Origin of the sequence: Methanobrevibacter sp. (genome assembly GCF_045646045.1) — an archaeon.
Taxonomy (GTDB): Archaea; Methanobacteriota; Methanobacteria; order Methanobacteriales; family Methanobacteriaceae; genus Methanocatella.
Window position 1 is genome coordinate 1 of the sequence record NZ_JAZRJY010000125.1, and the last position, 2465, is coordinate 2465.

Sequence of the window (2465 nt, forward strand, 5' to 3'; positions counted from 1 at the left end):
GATATTTTTATTATTAGTTTTTAGATTATATAAATATTTTTATTTTATCAAACAATTCTTTAAAAAAATAAGTAAAGTATTAAAAAATTAGGAAAAATTTATGAAAAAAATAAAATTCAAAACAAAACAAAATTATTGAAACAAAAATTAAAAATCAAGAACCATGAAATTTAAATGTAATCCGTTTATTTTTTAGAAAATATTTAGTTTTCAATAAAATTGTTTGAAGTATTACTAAAAAGTATATATATAATAAAGAATAAAAAATAATTTATCAATATAACTTTAATAAAATTAAAATAAGTTTAATTTTAATTTATTAAGTTTATCAATTATATTGATATTAATTTGGAGGAAATTATTTATGCATATTATGGAAGGGTTCTTACCTCCACTTTGGTGTGCTGTTTGGTATGTAATAGCAATACCAGTGGTTGCATACGGACTCTATAAAATTAAAAAGGTAACAGATGAAACTCCGGAATCTAAAGCTTTACTTGCAGTAAGTGGAGCATTTATGTTCGTAATTTCATCATTAAAATTACCTTCTGTAACTGGAAGTTGTTCTCACCCAACAGGTAACGGATTAGGTGCAGCATTATTTGGACCTGCTGTTACTGGTGTTTTAGCAACTATCGTTTTAATCTTCCAAGCAATTTTACTTGCTCACGGAGGAATTACAACTTTAGGAGCTAACTGTGTATCTATGGGTATAGTAGGACCTCTTGCAGGTTGGATTGTATACAAATTATTATTTAAAGCTGGAGTTCCATCTAAAATAAACATATTTTTAATTGCTTTCATTGCGGATTTAGCAACTTATATTGTTACTTCAATCCAATTAGGTTTAGCATTCCCTGAACCTACCACTATGGGCGCAATTACTAAGTTTTTCTTAATCTTCGCTCCAACCCAATTCCCATTAGCTATTGCTGAAGGTTTACTAACAGTAATTATTTGGAACGGATTAATGAGTTACAAACCTAAATTATTAAATAAATTAGGTGCAATTTCAGAAGTTGAATTAGCAAAAGGTGAATAAATATGAAACATGAAAATCTTATCTTAGCAATTATTGTTCTTGTAATATTAATAGCACCTTTAGCAATGTATTCTGGTCTTGGTGAAGATGAAGGATACTTTGGAGGATCTGACGACCAAGGATCTGATGGTGTTTCAGAAACAGGATACGAACCTTGGTTTGAGTCATTTTGGGAACCACCTAGTGGTGAAATAGAAAGTTTATTATTTGCTGTCCAGGCAGCTATAGGAGCAATCATCATTGGTTACTTCTTCGGTTACTGGAGAGGACAAGGTAAAGAAGAATAATTCTTCTTTATCCATTTTTTTTCTTTTTTATAAGATTTTTTAAAAAAATCTTAAAAATTTTTTAATATATGCGAATTGTTAGTGATTTTATGAAATTTGATATGGATTACATTGCCCACAATAATGAATTAAGTGAAACAAACCCGTATTTTAAGTTGTTTTTAACAGTAATATTATTGATAGTTACTTTAGCATTGGATAATCTATATTTTGATGTCTTTATTTTTATTTTATTCTCCATAATAATACTTGGAGTGGCTAAAATCAGCATAAGATCCTATTTGAAATTTTTAACAATACCAATGGCATTTCTTGTTATAACATGTTTTTTCTTAATATTCTTCTTTGGAAATGGAGAAGTAATTTATGAAACAGGAATTTTTGGTATTGTAGTTACTGATGACTCCTGGCATTATGGGTTATATACTTTCTTTAGAGTTTTAGGATGTTTCCCATTATTAGGTTTTCTTGCATTGACAACCCCAATAGCAAAGATTTTCCATTGTTTGGATACCATGAAAGTCCCTAAGATTCTTACTGAAATCGGACTTTTAATGTATAATACCATATTCATATTCTTAAATGAAGTTGATACAATGCAAAAAGCGCAAAAAACAAGAATGGGATATAATTCATATATGAATTCAATGAAATGCTTAGCGGATTTAATAAGCAATATATTTTTAAGGTCATTAGATAAAAGTGAAACATTACAACATAGTTTAGATTCAAGAGGTTATAACGGAGAACTGCCGGTTTATGTACCACCAAAGGAGGGATAAAATGTTAGAAGTACAAAATATTAAATATTCTTATAACAAGGATTATCAAGCACTTAAAGGAGTAAGCTTAAAAGTAGAAAAAGGAGAAATGGTTGCTCTTTTAGGTAAAAACGGTGCTGGAAAATCTACTTTGTTCCTTCATTTGAATGGTATCTATGAACCTGATGAAGGTCAAGTTTTCATCGATGGCGAAGAATTGAAGTATGATAAAAAGTCTTTGCTAAAATTTAGACAGAAAGTTGGAATCGTATTCCAGAACCCTGATGACCAAATATTTGCACCTACTGTAGAAGAAGACGTTGCATTCGGACCTTTAAACTTAAAGCTGCCTATGGAAGAGGTTCAAAAAAGGGT

The 2465-nt window shown here is 29.3% G+C and carries 4 protein-coding genes; all 4 read left to right on the forward strand.

Going from position 1 to position 2465, the window contains the following annotated elements; genetic code table 11:
- Positions 1-364 precede the first annotated feature (364 nt).
- The gene (gene cbiM / locus ACKI5C_RS08400; RefSeq protein WP_407432701.1) at positions 365-1042 is read left to right on the forward strand and encodes a cobalt ECF transporter S component CbiM; all 678 of its coding nucleotides are present in this window, start codon (positions 365-367) and stop codon (positions 1040-1042) included.
- A gap of 2 nt (positions 1043-1044) precedes the next feature.
- Positions 1045-1329 carry an energy-coupling factor ABC transporter substrate-binding protein gene (locus ACKI5C_RS08405; protein WP_407432702.1) on the forward strand — a complete coding sequence of 95 codons (285 nt, stop codon included), beginning with the start codon at positions 1045-1047 and terminating at the stop codon, positions 1327-1329.
- An 89-nt stretch (positions 1330-1418) separates the two neighbouring features.
- Complete coding sequence (gene cbiQ, locus ACKI5C_RS08410; protein WP_407432703.1) at positions 1419-2111, forward strand: cobalt ECF transporter T component CbiQ; 693 nt, start codon at positions 1419-1421, stop codon at positions 2109-2111.
- 1 nt (position 2112) lies between these two features.
- Positions 2113-2465 (forward strand): ATP-binding cassette domain-containing protein (locus ACKI5C_RS08415; RefSeq protein WP_407432704.1); only part of this gene is annotated, 353 nt, incomplete at its 3' end.

Excerpts from the sequence above, each read along its gene's own strand:
- cbiQ (WP_407432703.1), top strand. The coding sequence starts at position 1,419 with ATGAAATTTGATATGGATTACATTGCCCACAATAATGAATTAAGTGAA.
- ACKI5C_RS08405 (WP_407432702.1), top strand. The coding sequence starts at position 1,045 with ATGAAACATGAAAATCTTATCTTAGCAATTATTGTTCTTGTAATATTA.
- cbiM (WP_407432701.1), top strand. The coding sequence starts at position 365 with ATGCATATTATGGAAGGGTTCTTACCTCCACTTTGGTGTGCTGTTTGG.